Genomic DNA, 14,501 nt, shown 5'->3' with positions numbered 1-14,501 from the left:
GTTATGCACTCCTGCGGCGGGTGACGGCGAACTGCATGACCGAGATGAGCACGATCAGTCCGAAGAAAATGTAGGAGATGGCTGCGGAGTACCCCAGCCGGTAGCCGGTGAACCCGGTTTCAAAGATGTACTGCACCACCGGGCGGGTTGATCCTCCGGGCCCGCCGGCGGTCATCTGGTACACCTGATCGAAGATCTTCAGGGATGCGAGGATCTGCAGCAGGACGATCATGACCGTGGTGGGGGTCAGCTGCGGCAGGGTGATGGAGAAGAACTGCCGCCAGGCTCCGGCGCCGTCCAGGGACGCTGCCTCGTAGTGCTGGGCGGGGATGTTCTGCATCGCGGCCAGGTACAGCAGGAAGTTGAACCCCACGGTCCACCACAGCGTGGCGATGACGATCGCCCACATGGCCACGTTGGGATCGTTGAGCCAGGCGACTTTGGGGAGGCCCAGCTTGGAGAGGAAGTCATTGAACAGGCCCAGCTGCGGGTTGTACATCCACGTGAAGAACAGCGAGACCACGGTGGAGGCCAGCAGGTAAGGGGCAAAGTAGGACAGCCGCCACAGCCACTGCGCAGGGAGCCCGACGTTCAGCAGGGCCGCCATCACCAGGGCCACGAGGACCAGCGGGACAGTGCTGATGACGGTGAAGTACAGCGTGTTTCCCAGGGAGCGCCACATGTCGGCGTCGGCCAGTGCCTCGGCGTAGTTCGCGAAGCCGATCAGGCTGTCATTGGCGCCGGTAAGGGACTTGCCCGTCAGGCTCATGAAGAAGCCGTAAAGAATGGGCCACACCAGGAAGACCAGGAAGAAGGCCAGGAACGGGGCGGCGAATCCCCAGCCGCTCAGGTTGCTCCTGGTCCGGCTCCGCGAGGGTCGGCGCGTTGGTTGGGGTTGGATCCCCGGGGCTGTGTCCGGCTGGCCGGTGCTGCGCCGGGACGCTAGTGAAGAACTCATGAAGGACTCCTTTGTCGCTCGGTGCGGTTAGACCGGGTTGGGCCGGGAAAGAAGGGTGTTGGTGCGGCGCTCGAAGGCGTCCCAGCCTGCGGCCGCCTTGTCGCGGCCCAGGAACACGTTCTGGACGTTCTCCGCAAAGTAGGTCTGCCAGTCCGAGCCTGAGCCGCTGAACCAGGCTTCGGGATCGTAGGCGATGCTGTCTGCTGCGTTGGCATAGTGGATCTGCGGCGTGAGGTCGCGGTAGGCCTGCGACTGGACCACGGGCTGGTAGGCCGGAATGTGCCCGGCTTCCGCCCAGGAGATTGATCCTTTGAGGACGTCGCTGACGAACTTGTAGACGTCCCGCCGTTTCGCGTCATCCACGTTCAGCTGCCGCGGCAGGACGAACGAGTGCGAGTCCGCGTAGGCTGCCGGTGTTCCGTACAGGGTGGGAATGGTGGCGGCGTCCACCGGAAGTCCGGCTTTCTTGAGCGTGGGCAGTTCCCACACTCCGCTGAACAGCATTCCCGAGTCGCCGCGGGCGAACTCCGCGATGCCCGTGCTGATGTCGCCGGCCTTGGCGGCGATGGTGTCATCAAAGAGCGATGCCATGAATTCCAAGGACTCAATCGCGGCGTCGCGGTCCACTTTCATCGGCTGGCCGGGGATCAGTTCAATGTCCGCGCCGTGCTGCTTGTAGAGCGTGTAGAAAAGCCGCCACATCTGGGAGCCACTGCCGAGGTAACCGAAGGACAGGCCGTGGGCCTGGGTGACCTTCTGCATTTCCCGGGCCATGACCATGAATTCCTGCGGAGTAGTTACTTCCTGCAGCTGCCCGCTGGCGCCCAGGACGCCGGCCTTGCCGGCGATGTCCGTGTTGTAGAACATCACGAACGGATGCGAATCCAGCGCGATGGAGAACACCTTGCCGTTCTGCTGGCTCTTCTCCCAGATGCGCGGGGCAAAGTTGTCGCCGGTGACGCCGTGCTCGGCCAGCAGGTCCAGGTCCCAGGGGTCAATGAGCCCGCCCGGGGCGTAGCCGGGAACCCGGCTGGCATGCATGATGGCCACTTCCGGCGGCCGGCCGCCAGCCGATGCCATGGCCAGTTTGGTGTAGTACGGCGGGCCCCAGGCCAGGACCGTGGGGTGCACCTTGAAGCCGGGGTTCGCCTCGTTGGCTCGGCTGATCATCGCCTGCATCTTGATGCCATCACCGCCGGACAGCAGGTGCCAGAATCCGATGTCCCGAATGCTGGAGGCTTGGGCGTTTCCGCCGCAGCCGGTCAGGCCGCCTGCTACCAGGACGCTGCCTAAGGCCGCCGTCCCTGTCAATAACTGCCGTCGGGACACTTGCTTCCCGAAAAATTCAAACTGCTTCACCCGTCACTCCTTTGGATGGGTCCGCGGAAAGGTCACTTCTTGGTGCTCAAAACTCCGGTTCCGGTGCGTCCCGTCCCGGACCGAGGCCTTCAGGGGGTGACGCACGCCTCACATTACATCGATGTAATGGACAGGGCAAGAGAAAATTGTTAGCGCAAACAATCCGGTGGGCCGCTCTCGTTTCAGGCGCGGCTGCTGTCCCGCTCCACGATGGCGTAGTCCACGGAAACCACGCGCTGCTCGTGGCCCCTGTCCGCCATCCGCTCCGTGAGCAGGCGCAGGGCCTCGCTGGCAATGGCGCGCTTGTCGAACGAGACCGTAGTCAGCGACGGCACCGCGTAGCGGCCGTCAGCGATGTCATCAAAACCCGCCACCGCAATGTCCTCCGGGATGCGCAGGCCCCTCTTCCACAGCACACTCAGGGCGCCGATGGCCATGGAATCCGTGAAGCAGAACAGCGCCTCAGGCAGCGGATGGGATTCCAGGTAGGCAGTGAGCGCATCGGCAGCAGTCTGTGGCATCCACTTCTCGCAGGGAATCAGCAGCGACTCGTCCCGTTCGATGCCAAGGATCTCCAATGCCTCTTCGTAGCCCTGGGTTCGCTGTATCGCCGCAGCCGATCCCCTGCCCTGGGTGGTTCCCAGGACGGCGATCCGCCGGCGCCCGGGCTGCGCCAGGGCCAGAGTCATGTCACGTGCGGCGGCGAAGCTATCCACAAAGACACGGTCGGCGAGCTTCTGCGGGACCTCGCCGAGGAGGACCACGGGCGGAAGGGCAACGCCCACCTGGACGGCGCTCTCATCCAGCACCACAGGGTTGAGGATCAGTCCGTCGATCAGGTTGGAGCGGGCGCGCACCATGAGTTCGTGCTCGCGCTGGGGATCGGAGCCGGTTTCCTCGATCTGCACGATCCAGCCCTGCTCGTGCGCCACTTCCACGATGTGGTGGGCAATTTCTGCCGAGTACGGCGTGCCAAGATCGGGCAGGGCCAGCGCAATGACACCGGACCTTCCGTTGCGCAGTCCGCGGGCGGAGAGGTTGGGCACATAATCCAGCTCGAGAATGGCCTGCTCCACCTTGGTCCTGGTGGCTCCGCTGACCGGAATGATTCCGTTCATCACGTTCGAGACGGTCTTGGGTGAAACGCCGGCACGACGCGCGACGTCCTTGACTGTTGCGCGCACTGCTCCCCTTTCAAAGCCTGTTGGGCCAAAGCCTGCGGCCAGTGAATTGGCGCTGCGGATGACCTGCTGATGATGTTACCGCCCTCCTCGGCGGGAGGCGGCCGAAGCGTCTTGACAGGGCGATTGTTAGCGCTCTCAGTTGATTGAGCGAAACGTACCTCCATCCGAAAGCCGAGCACATGAAGAACTGGGCAGGAAACCTCCTCTACTCATCGGCGGACGCTTCACACAGGCTCGATTGCCACATTCCTTGCCCCCGGCGCCGCTACGGAGAAGATGTTCCTCGAGCAGGCACACCGGCAGCACCGTGACGTACGACCCCAACATCCGGCCCGCCCTGCTGGGAACCCAGGCAGAAGCACGCTCCCTCTTCGAGGACTTGGACACTATCGGCGCCGGGGATTCCTACATGTCAGCACTGATCTACGGGCCTGCTGGCCCGCAGGACTGACGGCCTGGCTCCATCAGTACTGGAAACCCTCGGTCGCACAGCCTCAGTTGCTGCGGCTCTCACTGTGCGCCGCCCCGGAGCCAACCCACCCTGGAAGAACTCCGTGACGTGCTCACCCCAGCAGGGCCTGACCAGCTGCCGCCACGGCTTTGACGACCTTGGTGGCTTAGGCCCACAAGCACGATAGGCAAACCGAGTGACAAGTGCTTCGGTGCGACCGGGCCTACGGAGGACCAAACGCACTCCTGGTCATATATTCCAGAGCGGGAAGTCAGCTAGTGCCAACGGCAGGGCTGTTGCGGTTCAGGCAACGAAAGTACTGGTAAGCGTGCATATTCGATTTCGAACTATTCGTGCCTTCTGAACAGCACTGTTGGAGCAGGCCTGCTCAAAGTTAGGGGGCCGAACGCGGCCTCGTGTGTAGCCGGACCCAGATTCAGAAAGCATCGCAAAGTCCTGCTCCGCCTCGTGTCCCATGGCGTACGGGTAAAGGCCACGGGGTTCGGGCGGGTCCAACTCGACGTCTCTTCCACTATCCGGGAGATCCACCAAGAAAACCCAGGAGCTCTAATGTTCGGAACCGACCTTCCCAGCACAAGAGCCCGTGTGCCATTCCAACCAGAGGACCTGGAACTCGTTGCGGACATCCTTGCCGACGACGCGAGTCTCGCCCTTCACGACAACGGGTCGCGCTTTTACGGCTTGGGTGCATAACTTCCCGTTTCCGGACCCTGTGGCATTCCTTTTGTGCAGTCAGTTTCTGAGCACTTGGGTGAAGAAACGGCGGTTGCGCCGTGTTGCCTGGGCCGAAGACCTCGACTGGTCGGCTGCTTCGGCAATGGAGCTGCTCAATTGCCGTTAGGCTATGGTCCGCCGAAGGTACGTATCAGCACTCCTCACTATGCGGAAGTCCGCTAACCCTTGGCGCGAAAGTAACAGCGGGGCTATCACGTCCCTCTCGCGGGCAGACTTGGTCCACCGTGAGCATGATTCGTTGACGCCTCCGCGAACGGCCGCTTGGAGTCCGAGTATGTTCATGCTGTCGGTGTCTCCTGCCTGGGCAAGTTTCAAGACTGCTTCAGATGCGGTGTCGCTGGTTACGGTCGCGGTGTCCGGACCGAATATCTGAAGTGAATGGGCTGCGACAGAGTTGCCCAGGACCGCAGCCTGCTGAAGCAGCAGTCGGGCTCTTGGTACGTCCCGTTCGGCGATGTGAAGCTCCGCGAGACCCATGAGTACGTCAGGGTTTCCGTATCCCGCGGCCTTCTCGCGGAAGTAGGAACGGCGCTGTATATCCGCTGTGAAGTGCTTTTTGGTAGGCCGCTTGGGCGCTTGTAGCGTCGCCTTGTCCTTGGAGGAGTAACCCCCAGTCCGACCGCGGCCAAGGGTGCATATTCAGCGTTACCACTGTCAACGGCCGCCCGGTATGCTCCGTTCGCCTCACCTTGATTTCCTTGTTTTTCCAGGAGCATCCCCATCATGACCCAAGCGGAAGGCGCATGATCTGGATGGCGACTGTCGATAGCATGCTCATGCGCACGACGGGCTCCATCCCAGTCGCCGGCCTCCATCAGCCTTATCCCGACGAGGACCGCGCCTCTTGGCGCGTATTCGTGGTGCCCGCTGTCCTTCGCAGTCTGAAACGCCCTCTTCGCCCCGGCGGGGTCACCGAGCTCCAGCCGCAGCGTCCCAAGGGAGACCGCGGCCCTTGGGGCGTGATCAAGATCGCCGCTGTCTACCATTTCCTGGAGCGTTGAGGCGGCTTCTGCGAATGGCTCGTTACGGTTCATCTGCGGCTCCGCTCGGGGCTCAGGCATCTTCACACTTCGCGGCATCGGGACCGTAGCTTCATAGTGATGGACGAACCCGCAGATGTCGCTAATACCGCCAGACACCGCAACTTTCTGACTCCGCCGATCCCCTAGGCAAACAGGCTTTCCATGGCAGTTCATTCCAAATGTTGGAACGAGAGACTCACGACCTTTTTGGCCATCTTATGGACGCGGCGCAGAGGACTGCTGACGACATCCACAAGGCTCCCCCCGGTCCAGCTGGAGCTGCCAGCAACCCTGCCCCGATCGGCAAAGCAACCTGTCCGAGGCGGTTGCCGAGCAGCCTCAGCGCCAGGGCGGCACCTCGCGCGTCCGGAGGAACCGCCTGAGTAATGAGTGTCATCGTGATTGGTTGTCCGAGTCCGAGGAAGAATCCAACGATGGCTAAGAGGACCGCCGCCACCACAGGATTCCCGAACAGCCACGGCAGGATCGCCAAGGTGATACCTGCCCCAACGAGGCTGGCAGTGATGAGTCCGGTTCTGCTCCACCGGGACAGCATTACGGGCAGGAGCAGACGGGACGTAATCGAGGCGGCCGCCCGGATGGCAAGAAGGACACCGATTCCGATGGGAGCAATCCCGGTTTCTTCTCCCAGTAGCGGAAGGAACGCAACAATAATGTCGGTCGTGGCCAGCAGTGCCAGGCTGGCGATCATATTGGTCTTCACCGTGGGGATACCCAGAAGGTGGGCCACGGGCTTCGATGCCGGGGCCTTCGCTGGAGCTGCCCCGGAGGTTTCCCGTGCACTTGCGCGTTCCTTCACCGATGCCCCGAGAGTGACCGGAATGGCCAGCACCGCTATTGCCCCCGCGAGTATCAGTGCCGCGTTTGCGTCCATGAGCCGGGCGGCGGCGGGCACGTTTCCTGCAGATCCCATGGCCAGACCTGCAACAAGTGGACCAACGAGCTGGCCAAGGGAGAATGCCGCGGTGAACCAGCCGAAGGCTGCGTCCATCCGGCTGAGCGGAACAAATCTTGCGATGGCGGATTGCCCGGCAATCGTGAAGCACAGGTGTCCAATACCCAGTACCGCGCTGGCGACACCAACGAGCAGCAGGGATGGGGCGGTGGACAGCAGGAACGGACCGGCCGCGAGCAAAAGCGCCCCAGCCAGGGTGATACCCTTCATCGACGTGCGGCGGTCTGACATTCGACCCAGCCAGAGGGCGATCGCCACCGGGACGAGGGCGAAGGAGGCAGAGGTCAGGCCGACTGCAACCGAATCGCCACCCAGGGCCAACACCTTATAAGAGATGAGTGGCCTTGCCAGATTGAGAGCGATCTGGCAAAGCACCGCCGATGCGATCAGCATCCATAACCACCGCCTGGACTTTCCCCCGCTCACCACTCCCCCTTTGGCTCTGTCAGGTCAGCCGATGCCAAGGGAAGGGACCCTGATGCGAAGTGCCTCACTGCCGGCACGGAACTTCTCGAAAGCAGTCCTTCACCGGAAGTCCGCGGTTGTATCTTTGGCAACTTCCAGGAGCGTTGCCTGGAAGGCCATTTCCGCGGCAGCGCGTACCCTGTCGTGCCGGTGAGCGAGGAGCACCCTTCGGGACGGGGCACTCGAACCCAGCGAAACGATGCTGACACCGGGATGCTTATTGACCACGGCGGTCCGCGGAGCGAGCGCTATGCCCAGGCCAACACTGACCATAGCCTGGGCCTCCTGGTAGTCGTTGGCCTGGAAAGCGATCCGTGGCGTGAATCCTGCCGCACGTGCGCTTCTTTGCAGTACTTCAACCACGGGATGGGCCTCACCGCGAACGATCCACTCTTCTGTGGCCAGGTCTGCCATGTCCACCTGCTTCCGGCGCGCCAGTCGGTGGTCCTTGCCGACAATGAGCGCTGTTGCGTCCTCGAAGACAGTCGTGAGGGCAAAGTCGCCCGGGTTGATCCGGTTCCATTCGTAGTCCCAGAGGAGAGACATTCCTACTTGGCCGTTTTCCAGCATTTCAACCAAGTCCTCGAAGCGGCTGCTGCGGACGTGCAGCTCGATCGCCGGATACTCCTTCTTGAACCTGCTGATCACAAGCGGGAGAAAGGATCCACCCAGGGTGGGGAAGGTCCCCATGGTGAGGCTGCCCCGGTGGAGTCCTGCGATTTCTGCCAGGTCTGCCTCTGCGGCAGCCATCTGACGCAGGATGCGACGCGTGTGCGCGGCGAGAACATGCCCGGCATCTGTGGGGACCATGCCACGGGTCTGCCGCTGAAGAAGAGGTTGTCCGATTTCAGCTTCCAGACGCCGCAGCTGCTGCGAAACTCCCGATGGGGAGTACACATGCTTGTCTGCGGCAGCGGTGATCGATCCAAGCTCGACCACATCCAGTAGCAATTCGAGCCTTCGAATGTTGAGCACAGCCGCGCCTCCTTTGAAGTATTTCTTATGCCCCCCTCATAATCTTATGCTCACGCTTCATCTATGGCGGAATTTAGCACTCAAATTCGCTCCCTGCGCGCTCAGCGACCTTGCGCGACCCTTCATAACGGCATTTTGCGGCTGAGTGATTGAAGTAAAGGTGCATGGATATGCAGTATTTGGCGCTTGTAATTCATCTGAGGTTCGGATCACACTTAGACCAGCCGGCAAGGCTTGCAGGCCCGATGAAGGGCCCAGGAAGGTGTGAAAGCAATCATGTTTAAGATCCCAGCAGCGTGGATGCGTGGCGGAACCAGCAAGTGTTGGGTGTTCGAGTGGGACAACCTGCAGGTTCCCGGAAAGAGCGTGGATGAAGTTCTTCTGCGTCTCTTCGGCAGCCCCGACAACCGTCAGATCGACGGCGTAGGCGGCGGAACGTCCACGACGAGCAAAGCGGTCATCCTGTCCCGCTCCCTCAGTGACGAGGCCGATGTCGACTACACGTTTGCGCAGGTGGCCATCGACGAGCAGCGGGTGGACTGGGGCAGTAACTGCGGGAACTGCTCGGCCGTCGTCGCGCCGTATGCCATTGAACGGGGCTGGGTGGCTCCCGGCCAAGAGAACACATCGGTCCGGACCCTGAACACCAACACTGATCAGCTCATTCTGCAGAAGGTTCAAACCCCGGACGGCAAGCTTCAGGACCCGGGCACTCAGATTATTCCCGGTGTTCCGTTCCCCGGGCTGTCAGTCGGCATGGGATTTCTGGACCCCGCCGGGAGAACCACCGGGAAACTGTTCCCTACCGGCGAACCGGTGGAGAAAGTGACATTCGATGGGCGGGAGGTGCAGGCGACTCTCATTGATGCCGGTGCTCCCCTGATTATTCTGGACGCTGAGTCCATTGGCCTCACCGGCAACGAGACGGCCGCGGATATCGACAGCCAGGCTGCGCTCCTTGTGCATCTGGACGATGTCCGCCGGGATGCCGCCGTGCGCATGGGCCTTGTAGCCACGCGCGCTGAGGCCGCGCGGGCGATACCGAAGCTGGCGCTGGTCGGCCGGGCGGCCCCGGGCGATGAAGCTGACCTCAACGTCCGAATGCTGTCGATGGGCAGGCTCCACCCGGCCTTGGCCATTACGGGAAGCGTAGCGCTGACCATGGCCGCGCAGCACCAGGGGACCGTGGTCAGAGATCTCCTCACAACTGATCCTTCCTCCGGGCTGATCATGCGCACTCCCGCCGGCCTCGTCCAGACCTGGGCGGAAACCAGCGACGGCGTGCCCGTTGTCGGAACCATCCGAAGCGCCCGCCGCATCGCGGACGCCGAACTGCTGCTTCCAGAGTCCTGGTAAGCGGAACACAAAATAACAGCCTGTCCTCCTATCGCCACCGGAGTGGTGTTGCATAGAGGTAGGCCCAACCTAAGGATTCCTCAATGACGAGCAACAAGTCATCCTTGGAGCCGCCCGGACTCTTCCCGGAAGGCACCGACGGGCAGACCGAGCCAAGCGAGCAGCCCGATCCGCCCAAGCACTCCCGGCGCACCATCCTTGCAGCCGTAGGCGCATTCGCACTGCTGGGTACCGCAACCACCGTCCTGGGTGGAAGCTTGTTGAACCCGCCCTCCAGCACCGAAGACGGTAATTTCAGCGGCGAAACCCTCGAATTCCTCATTCCACTGGCTTCAGGCGGTGGAACAGATACCTGGGCCCGGTTCATCGGCACTGAACTGACTAACTACGTCCCGGGCCGCCCCGGTTTTGCGCCCGTGAACGAAGCAGGCGGTGAAGGCATCCTGGGCACCAACAGGTTCGCCCGCTCAGCCAAGACCGACGGCACCGAAATCCTCGTCGGGACAGCATCGACCGTCGTTCCCTGGGTCCTGGGACGCTCGGCTGTGAAGTACTCCTTTGAAGACCTCAAGCCGGTCGTGGTTAATGGCACCGGCGGAGTGATTTATGCCCGGGCCGAAGCCGGGGTTGCGGGTATTCAGGACCTGATCAACCGGGACCAGCCGCTTGAGTTCGGTGGGATCAGCGCCACGGGCCTGGACATCACCACACTTGTCGCCTTCGACCTGCTGGAAGCAGACGTGACGAGCACCTTCGGGTTCGAAGGCCGGGGCCCCGTCAACCTGGCCCTTCAGCGCGGCGAGATCGACCTGGACTACCAAACGACCTCAGCCTACGGCTCAGCCGTCGCCGGCATCGTCAAGGAAGGCAAGGCCGTCGTCCTGATGTCCTTCGGCCAGCTGAACGAAGCCGGGGACGTCGTCCGCGATCCCAACTTCCCCGATGTGCCCACTGTCGCAGAAGCCTACGAAACGCTCCACGGCACGAAACCCTCAGGCGAAAAGTACGAGGCGTACAAGACCCTGCTCGGGCTCACCTACACGTACCAAAAGGGACTCTGGGTTCCACAGGAGACACCGGAGAAGGCCTACGAGCTGCTGCGCCAGTCCAGCGAAAAACTTGGCGCAGACACCGGGTTTCAGGAGAAAGCGTCCAAAGTGCTGGGCGGCTATCCGCTCGTCGCGGACCCCGGAGTGGCTGATCGCGTCCGGGACGCCTACAAAGTCAGCGGCTCCGTCCGGTCCTATGTCACAGGGCTGCTCTCGAGCAAATACAACATCCACGTTGAATAAGGACAATCATGCTTGACTCCGCAATGGCAGCGCTGGCATCCCTCGCTGACCCCTCCCTCCTCATCATGCTCCTGATCGGCACGGTCGCCGGTCTGATCATGGGCCTCATCCCAGGACTCGGCGGCACAGGAGCCGTTGCAATCCTGCTGCCCATCACCTTCGGCATGGAACCGCCCCAGGCCCTGGCGCTCCTCATCGGCGCCCTCGCCGTCGTCCACACCTCAGACACCGTCTCCGCCGTACTGCTCGGCGCCCCCGGTTCAGCATCAGCCAGCGTCACCATGCTCGACGGCTACGCCATGGCTAAAAAAGGGCAGGCAGCACGCGCCTTGACCCTGGCGTTCCTCTCCTCCATGGCAGGAGGCATCATCGGCGCGGTCGGTCTGACCCTGGCCATCCCGCTGGCCCGGCCTCTGGTCCTCTCCTTCGCCAGCCCCGAGCTCTTTATGTTGACCGTCCTCGGTGTATCTCTGGCGGCAGTCCTGTCACGGGGAAACATCATCAAGGGCGTCTCGGCAGGCCTCCTTGGCCTGATCCTCGGCATGGTCGGGACCTCACCGACGACAGCTGAGGAACGCTTCACCTTCGGCAGTCTGTTCCTCGGCGACGGCCTTTCACTCGTCGCCGTTGCCTTGGGCATCTTCGGCCTGGCCGAAATCGCATCCCGCGCCAGCCAGCGCCACGGCGAGAAGCAAACCATCACCCTCGGCGGCGGCTGGGGACAAGGCATCCGGGAATGGCTCACCCACTGGACCCAGGTCATCCGGGGAGCGCTCATCGGTATCTGGGCAGGCGTCCTGCCCGGCGTCGGCGCCACCGCCGGAACCTGGATGGCCTACGGCCAGGCCGTCGCAACCGCCAAAGACAAGCGCCAGTTCGGCAAGGGAGACCCCCGCGGTATTGTCGGCCCCGAAAGCGCCAACAACTCCGTGGAAGCCGGCGACCTGATCCCCACTCTCCTTTTCGGCATCCCCGGCGGCGTGCCCTCAGCGATGCTCCTGGGAATGCTCCTCACCTACGGCATCCAGCCCGGCCCTTCCATCATCACCGAACACCTCGACCTGATGTACCTGATCGTCTGGTCCTTCGCCATCGCCTCAATCCTTGGCGCGCTGCTCTGCTTCCTTAGCGTCAAACAGCTCGCAAAACTGACCAAGGTCCCCTTCGCCGTCCTGGCAGCAGGCCTCGTAGCCATCATGCTCCTGGGCTCATTCCAGGAAGGCGGCCAGCTCGGCGACCTCTGGATCATGATCATCCTGGGCGTCTTCGGCTGGCTGCTGAAATCGACAGGGTTCCCCCGGGCACCTTTCCTGATCGGTTTCGTCCTTGCCATTCCGTTGGAACGCTACTACTTCCTCACCGACAGCCTCTACGAAGGATTCGACTGGATGGCCCGCCCCGGCGTCATTGTCTTCCTGGCAATCCTGATCCTGCCGATGATCTGGGCATTCATCAAGTTCATCCGCGCCCGCCGACACACCAACCTTGACGATGGACACCGGGACGAACAGCCCGAGGACGACGAAGCACCGCTGAAGAATTCCACCTGGTCCCTCACAGCATCAGGCATCTTCTTCGTCGCCTTCGCCGCCGCCTTCATCTCGTCCGCTTCATTCTCACCGGAAGCCAGACTGGTCCCCCAACTGGTGAGCACGGGAGGTCTGATCTTCTCGGGCATCCTGCTCTTCATTGAGATCCGGAGAAGGCTTCGCGACAGAACCCCGAAGGCAGATGAGACCCTTGCTGAGGAGGCAGAGGGGATCCGAGGCACGCAGCCCGCGAAGGCAGGCTGGACCCTTGACGCAAAGTTCGCACTGAAGACCTTCCTTTGGATGACAGGATTTCTGGCTCTCACCGCCGCCTTCGGATACCTGATTGCAGTCACGATCTTCATCCCGGCTTTCCTCCTGATCGTTGCAAGGGCCCGACTCAAGGTCGCCATCATCTACACCGGCGTCCTGTATCTCGTGCTCCTGGCACTGCCCTCGCTGCTGCCGATTGACCTGCCGCAGGGCTGGCTTAACACCCTCATCTAGCACCGGACACCCCGCACATAGAATGCCATTGGAGAATCAAAAAATGACGGTACTCGTAGCCTACGCATCCGCTCCCGAGGGCAGGGAGGCGCTAACTGAGGGGATCAACGAAGCCCACCGGCGGAAGTCAGACCTGCTCATCGTGAATATCGGCCGTGGCCACCACGACCTGGACGCACAGGAACTGCAGGAGCTCGAAGGCCAGCTGACCGAGGCTGGTCTGGCCTTGACCATCGAATCCTCGATCCTGGGTGATCCGGGGGACGCGGTCATCCAAATTGCCCAGGACCGCAACGTCGAAGTGATTGTCATTGGACTGAGGCACCGGTCCATGGTGGGCAAGCTCATCCTGGGAAGCACCGTTCAGCGCATCCTGCTGGATGCGACGTGTCCCGTACTCGCAGTCCGGGCCGACAAACTCTGACCCGGCGCTACTGACTGCCGGACACATTGTCCGGCGCGTGCGCTGCCGTTCCCGCACTCCATCGCAACAGGTAGCCCGACGGACGGGCGCGAGGACAGCGCAGCACGCAACTGGAGGCAGGGTGACCAAACGGTCACCCTGCCCCTCCCATAACTACCCAGAAGAACTATTCGCCCGTTCGCCCTAACCACTCCAGATCAAGGACAACCGAGATGAACAGCCGCTCTCGCGTAACCAAGCCCCACACCGGATCTCCGAGGCCCGAACCCATTCCCAACTGGTCCACACTTTCCCGCGCCGACCAGGTAGAGATCCACAATCACGGACAAGTCATAACCTCAGGCCGCATCGACATGCTCGCCAGGGACGGCAGCGTCATCTGGTTACAGCAGGACGACGGAAAGGGCCGGGCGCTGTTCCTGCACAGCGACGGACTACGCGCGTACCGGCGACCAGTCAAGCAAAACTGAGCTGACAACAGTTGGGGTACACCCCAACTGGACGTCAGGCAGCTATTCAAAAACCGTCAGAATAGTGTCCAGAAGCTGTTTCCCGCACGACTCCAGCTGTCATTTTCCGAAGTCGTCTGCACGGAATTTCCGAAGTCCTCTGCACAAGTCTCGGTGGCGCCGCGCGATACGGAGTCCGAGGAGGATCGGTAGAAATCACGCTAAGTAGTCATGTGGCGTCGCCTGCGCGTTTGATCGCACGGTAGACAGTTGAGCGCGCTACCGCGAAGAGTTCGGCAAGTTCCACCGTGGTGTGCGTCCCTGCCCGGTGAACGGAGACCAGGTGGGCTTCCTGTTTTTTGGAAAGCTTGGGCTGTTTCCCCCGCAGACGGCCCTTCGCCTTGGCGACCGCCATGCCTTCCCGGGTCCGTGCCCGGATCAAGTCGGCTTCGAATTCGGCGACCATTGCCAGGACGTTGAAGAGAAGCCGGCCCACGGGATCGGTGGGGTCATGGACGGAACCGCCGATGCTCAGCTTGACTTCGCGGCGGGTGAGTTCGTCGACAATGTCCTTCGCGTCGCGCAGCGACCGGGCCAGGCGGTCGAGTTTGGTCACGACCAGGGTGTCTCCGTCACGGCAGGCGGCCAGCGCTTCCCTGAGTCCGGGCCGCGCCCGGTGTTAACGCCAACCGAAAATAGGGCCAATAGTGCCAATTGAAAACGGGGCCACGGGGTTGTGGTTCTATTGTGCCGTACTGGCGTCGGGTTGGTGTCTTTTGAGCCGGTAGCTGTTGCCTT

General features: G+C 62.2%; 11 protein-coding genes and 2 pseudogenes. 6 read left to right on the top strand and 7 right to left on the bottom strand.

Annotation, left to right across the window (positions count from 1 at the left end; genetic code table 11):
• Nucleotide 1 precedes the first annotated feature (1 nt).
• The 3 genes from NFC73_RS17320 to NFC73_RS17310 form a co-directional block, all read right to left on the bottom strand.
• The gene (locus NFC73_RS17320; RefSeq protein WP_254752187.1) at nucleotides 2-958 is read right to left on the bottom strand and encodes a carbohydrate ABC transporter permease; all 957 of its coding nucleotides are present in this window, start codon (nucleotides 956-958) and stop codon (nucleotides 2-4) included.
• Between the two features lie 27 nt (nucleotides 959-985).
• Entirely contained in the window at nucleotides 986-2,317 is a 1,332-nt protein-coding gene (locus NFC73_RS17315; RefSeq protein ID WP_254752185.1) for an extracellular solute-binding protein, read from the bottom strand.
• A 182-nt stretch (nucleotides 2,318-2,499) separates the two neighbouring features.
• Nucleotides 2,500-3,501: a LacI family DNA-binding transcriptional regulator gene (locus tag NFC73_RS17310; protein WP_254752183.1), complete on the bottom strand. Its 1,002-nt coding sequence runs from the start codon at nucleotides 3,499-3,501 to the stop codon at nucleotides 2,500-2,502.
• Between the two features lie 204 nt (nucleotides 3,502-3,705).
• Between NFC73_RS17310 and NFC73_RS17305 the strand changes: the two are divergent.
• Nucleotides 3,706-4,139 (top strand): annotated as a pseudogene (locus NFC73_RS17305) (PfkB family carbohydrate kinase); the annotation flags it as partial.
• A gap of 910 nt (nucleotides 4,140-5,049) precedes the next feature.
• On the opposite strand, the gene NFC73_RS21055 reads toward NFC73_RS17305, so the two are convergent.
• Entirely contained in the window at nucleotides 5,050-5,523 is a 474-nt protein-coding gene (locus tag NFC73_RS21055) for a tetratricopeptide repeat protein (protein ID WP_372494688.1), read from the bottom strand.
• On the opposite strand from NFC73_RS21055, the gene NFC73_RS17300 reads away from it, so the two are divergent.
• Nucleotides 5,461-5,709, top strand: coding sequence for a hypothetical protein (locus NFC73_RS17300; protein ID WP_254752181.1), 249 nt, complete (start codon nucleotides 5,461-5,463; stop codon nucleotides 5,707-5,709). The two genes, NFC73_RS21055 and NFC73_RS17300, sit on opposite strands and share 63 nt — an antisense overlap.
• A gap of 217 nt (nucleotides 5,710-5,926) precedes the next feature.
• Here the strand turns inward: NFC73_RS17300 and NFC73_RS17295 are convergent, their stop codons facing one another.
• Complete coding sequence (locus NFC73_RS17295) at nucleotides 5,927-7,099, bottom strand: MFS transporter (RefSeq protein WP_254752179.1); 1,173 nt, start codon at nucleotides 7,097-7,099, stop codon at nucleotides 5,927-5,929.
• Between the two features lie 132 nt (nucleotides 7,100-7,231).
• On the bottom strand, nucleotides 7,232-8,146 hold the full coding sequence (locus tag NFC73_RS17290; protein ID WP_254752177.1) for a LysR family transcriptional regulator: 915 nt from the start codon (nucleotides 8,144-8,146) through the stop codon (nucleotides 7,232-7,234).
• A 276-nt stretch (nucleotides 8,147-8,422) separates the two neighbouring features.
• Between NFC73_RS17290 and NFC73_RS17285 the strand changes: the two genes are divergently transcribed.
• The 4 genes from NFC73_RS17285 (at nucleotide 8,423) to NFC73_RS17270 (ending at nucleotide 13,254) form a co-directional block, all read left to right on the top strand.
• Nucleotides 8,423-9,502, top strand: a complete 1,080-nt coding sequence (locus tag NFC73_RS17285) for a PrpF domain-containing protein (protein ID WP_254752175.1) — start codon at nucleotides 8,423-8,425, stop codon at nucleotides 9,500-9,502.
• A gap of 83 nt (nucleotides 9,503-9,585) precedes the next feature.
• Complete coding sequence (locus NFC73_RS17280; protein ID WP_254752174.1) at nucleotides 9,586-10,794, top strand: Bug family tripartite tricarboxylate transporter substrate binding protein; 1,209 nt, start codon at nucleotides 9,586-9,588, stop codon at nucleotides 10,792-10,794.
• An 8-nt stretch (nucleotides 10,795-10,802) separates the two neighbouring features.
• Complete coding sequence (locus tag NFC73_RS17275) at nucleotides 10,803-12,830, top strand: tripartite tricarboxylate transporter permease (RefSeq protein ID WP_254752172.1); 2,028 nt, start codon at nucleotides 10,803-10,805, stop codon at nucleotides 12,828-12,830.
• Nucleotides 12,831-12,873: 43 nt separating this feature from the next.
• The gene (locus NFC73_RS17270) at nucleotides 12,874-13,254 is read left to right on the top strand and encodes a universal stress protein (protein WP_254752170.1); all 381 of its coding nucleotides are present in this window, start codon (nucleotides 12,874-12,876) and stop codon (nucleotides 13,252-13,254) included.
• Between the two features lie 678 nt (nucleotides 13,255-13,932).
• Here NFC73_RS17270 and NFC73_RS17265 read toward each other — a convergent pair.
• Nucleotides 13,933-14,382, bottom strand: a pseudogene (locus NFC73_RS17265) (recombinase family protein); the annotation flags it as partial.
• Between the last annotated feature and the right edge of the window lie 119 nt (nucleotides 14,383-14,501).

It is taken from the genome of Pseudarthrobacter humi (genome assembly GCF_024294965.1).
Taxonomy (GTDB): domain Bacteria; phylum Actinomycetota; class Actinomycetes; order Actinomycetales; family Micrococcaceae; genus Arthrobacter; species Arthrobacter humi.
The sequence above is the reverse complement of the archived record's forward strand: the minus strand, read 5'-3'. Positions and strand labels throughout refer to the sequence as shown.

What these genes read in the sequence shown, in the direction of transcription:
- NFC73_RS17320 (WP_254752187.1), bottom strand. Translation starts at nt 958, where the DNA reads ATGAGTTCTTCACTAGCGTCCCGGCGCAGCACCGGCCAGCCGGACACA.
- NFC73_RS17300 (WP_254752181.1), top strand. Translation starts at nt 5,461, where the DNA reads ATGGCGACTGTCGATAGCATGCTCATGCGCACGACGGGCTCCATCCCA.
- NFC73_RS21055 (WP_372494688.1), bottom strand. Translation starts at nt 5,523, where the DNA reads ATGGAGGCCGGCGACTGGGATGGAGCCCGTCGTGCGCATGAGCATGCT.
- NFC73_RS17295 (WP_254752179.1), bottom strand. Translation starts at nt 7,099, where the DNA reads ATGCTGATCGCATCGGCGGTGCTTTGCCAGATCGCTCTCAATCTGGCA.
- NFC73_RS17285 (WP_254752175.1), top strand. Translation starts at nt 8,423, where the DNA reads ATGTTTAAGATCCCAGCAGCGTGGATGCGTGGCGGAACCAGCAAGTGT.
- NFC73_RS17280 (WP_254752174.1), top strand. Translation starts at nt 9,586, where the DNA reads ATGACGAGCAACAAGTCATCCTTGGAGCCGCCCGGACTCTTCCCGGAA.
- NFC73_RS17275 (WP_254752172.1), top strand. Translation starts at nt 10,803, where the DNA reads ATGCTTGACTCCGCAATGGCAGCGCTGGCATCCCTCGCTGACCCCTCC.
- NFC73_RS17270 (WP_254752170.1), top strand. Translation starts at nt 12,874, where the DNA reads ATGACGGTACTCGTAGCCTACGCATCCGCTCCCGAGGGCAGGGAGGCG.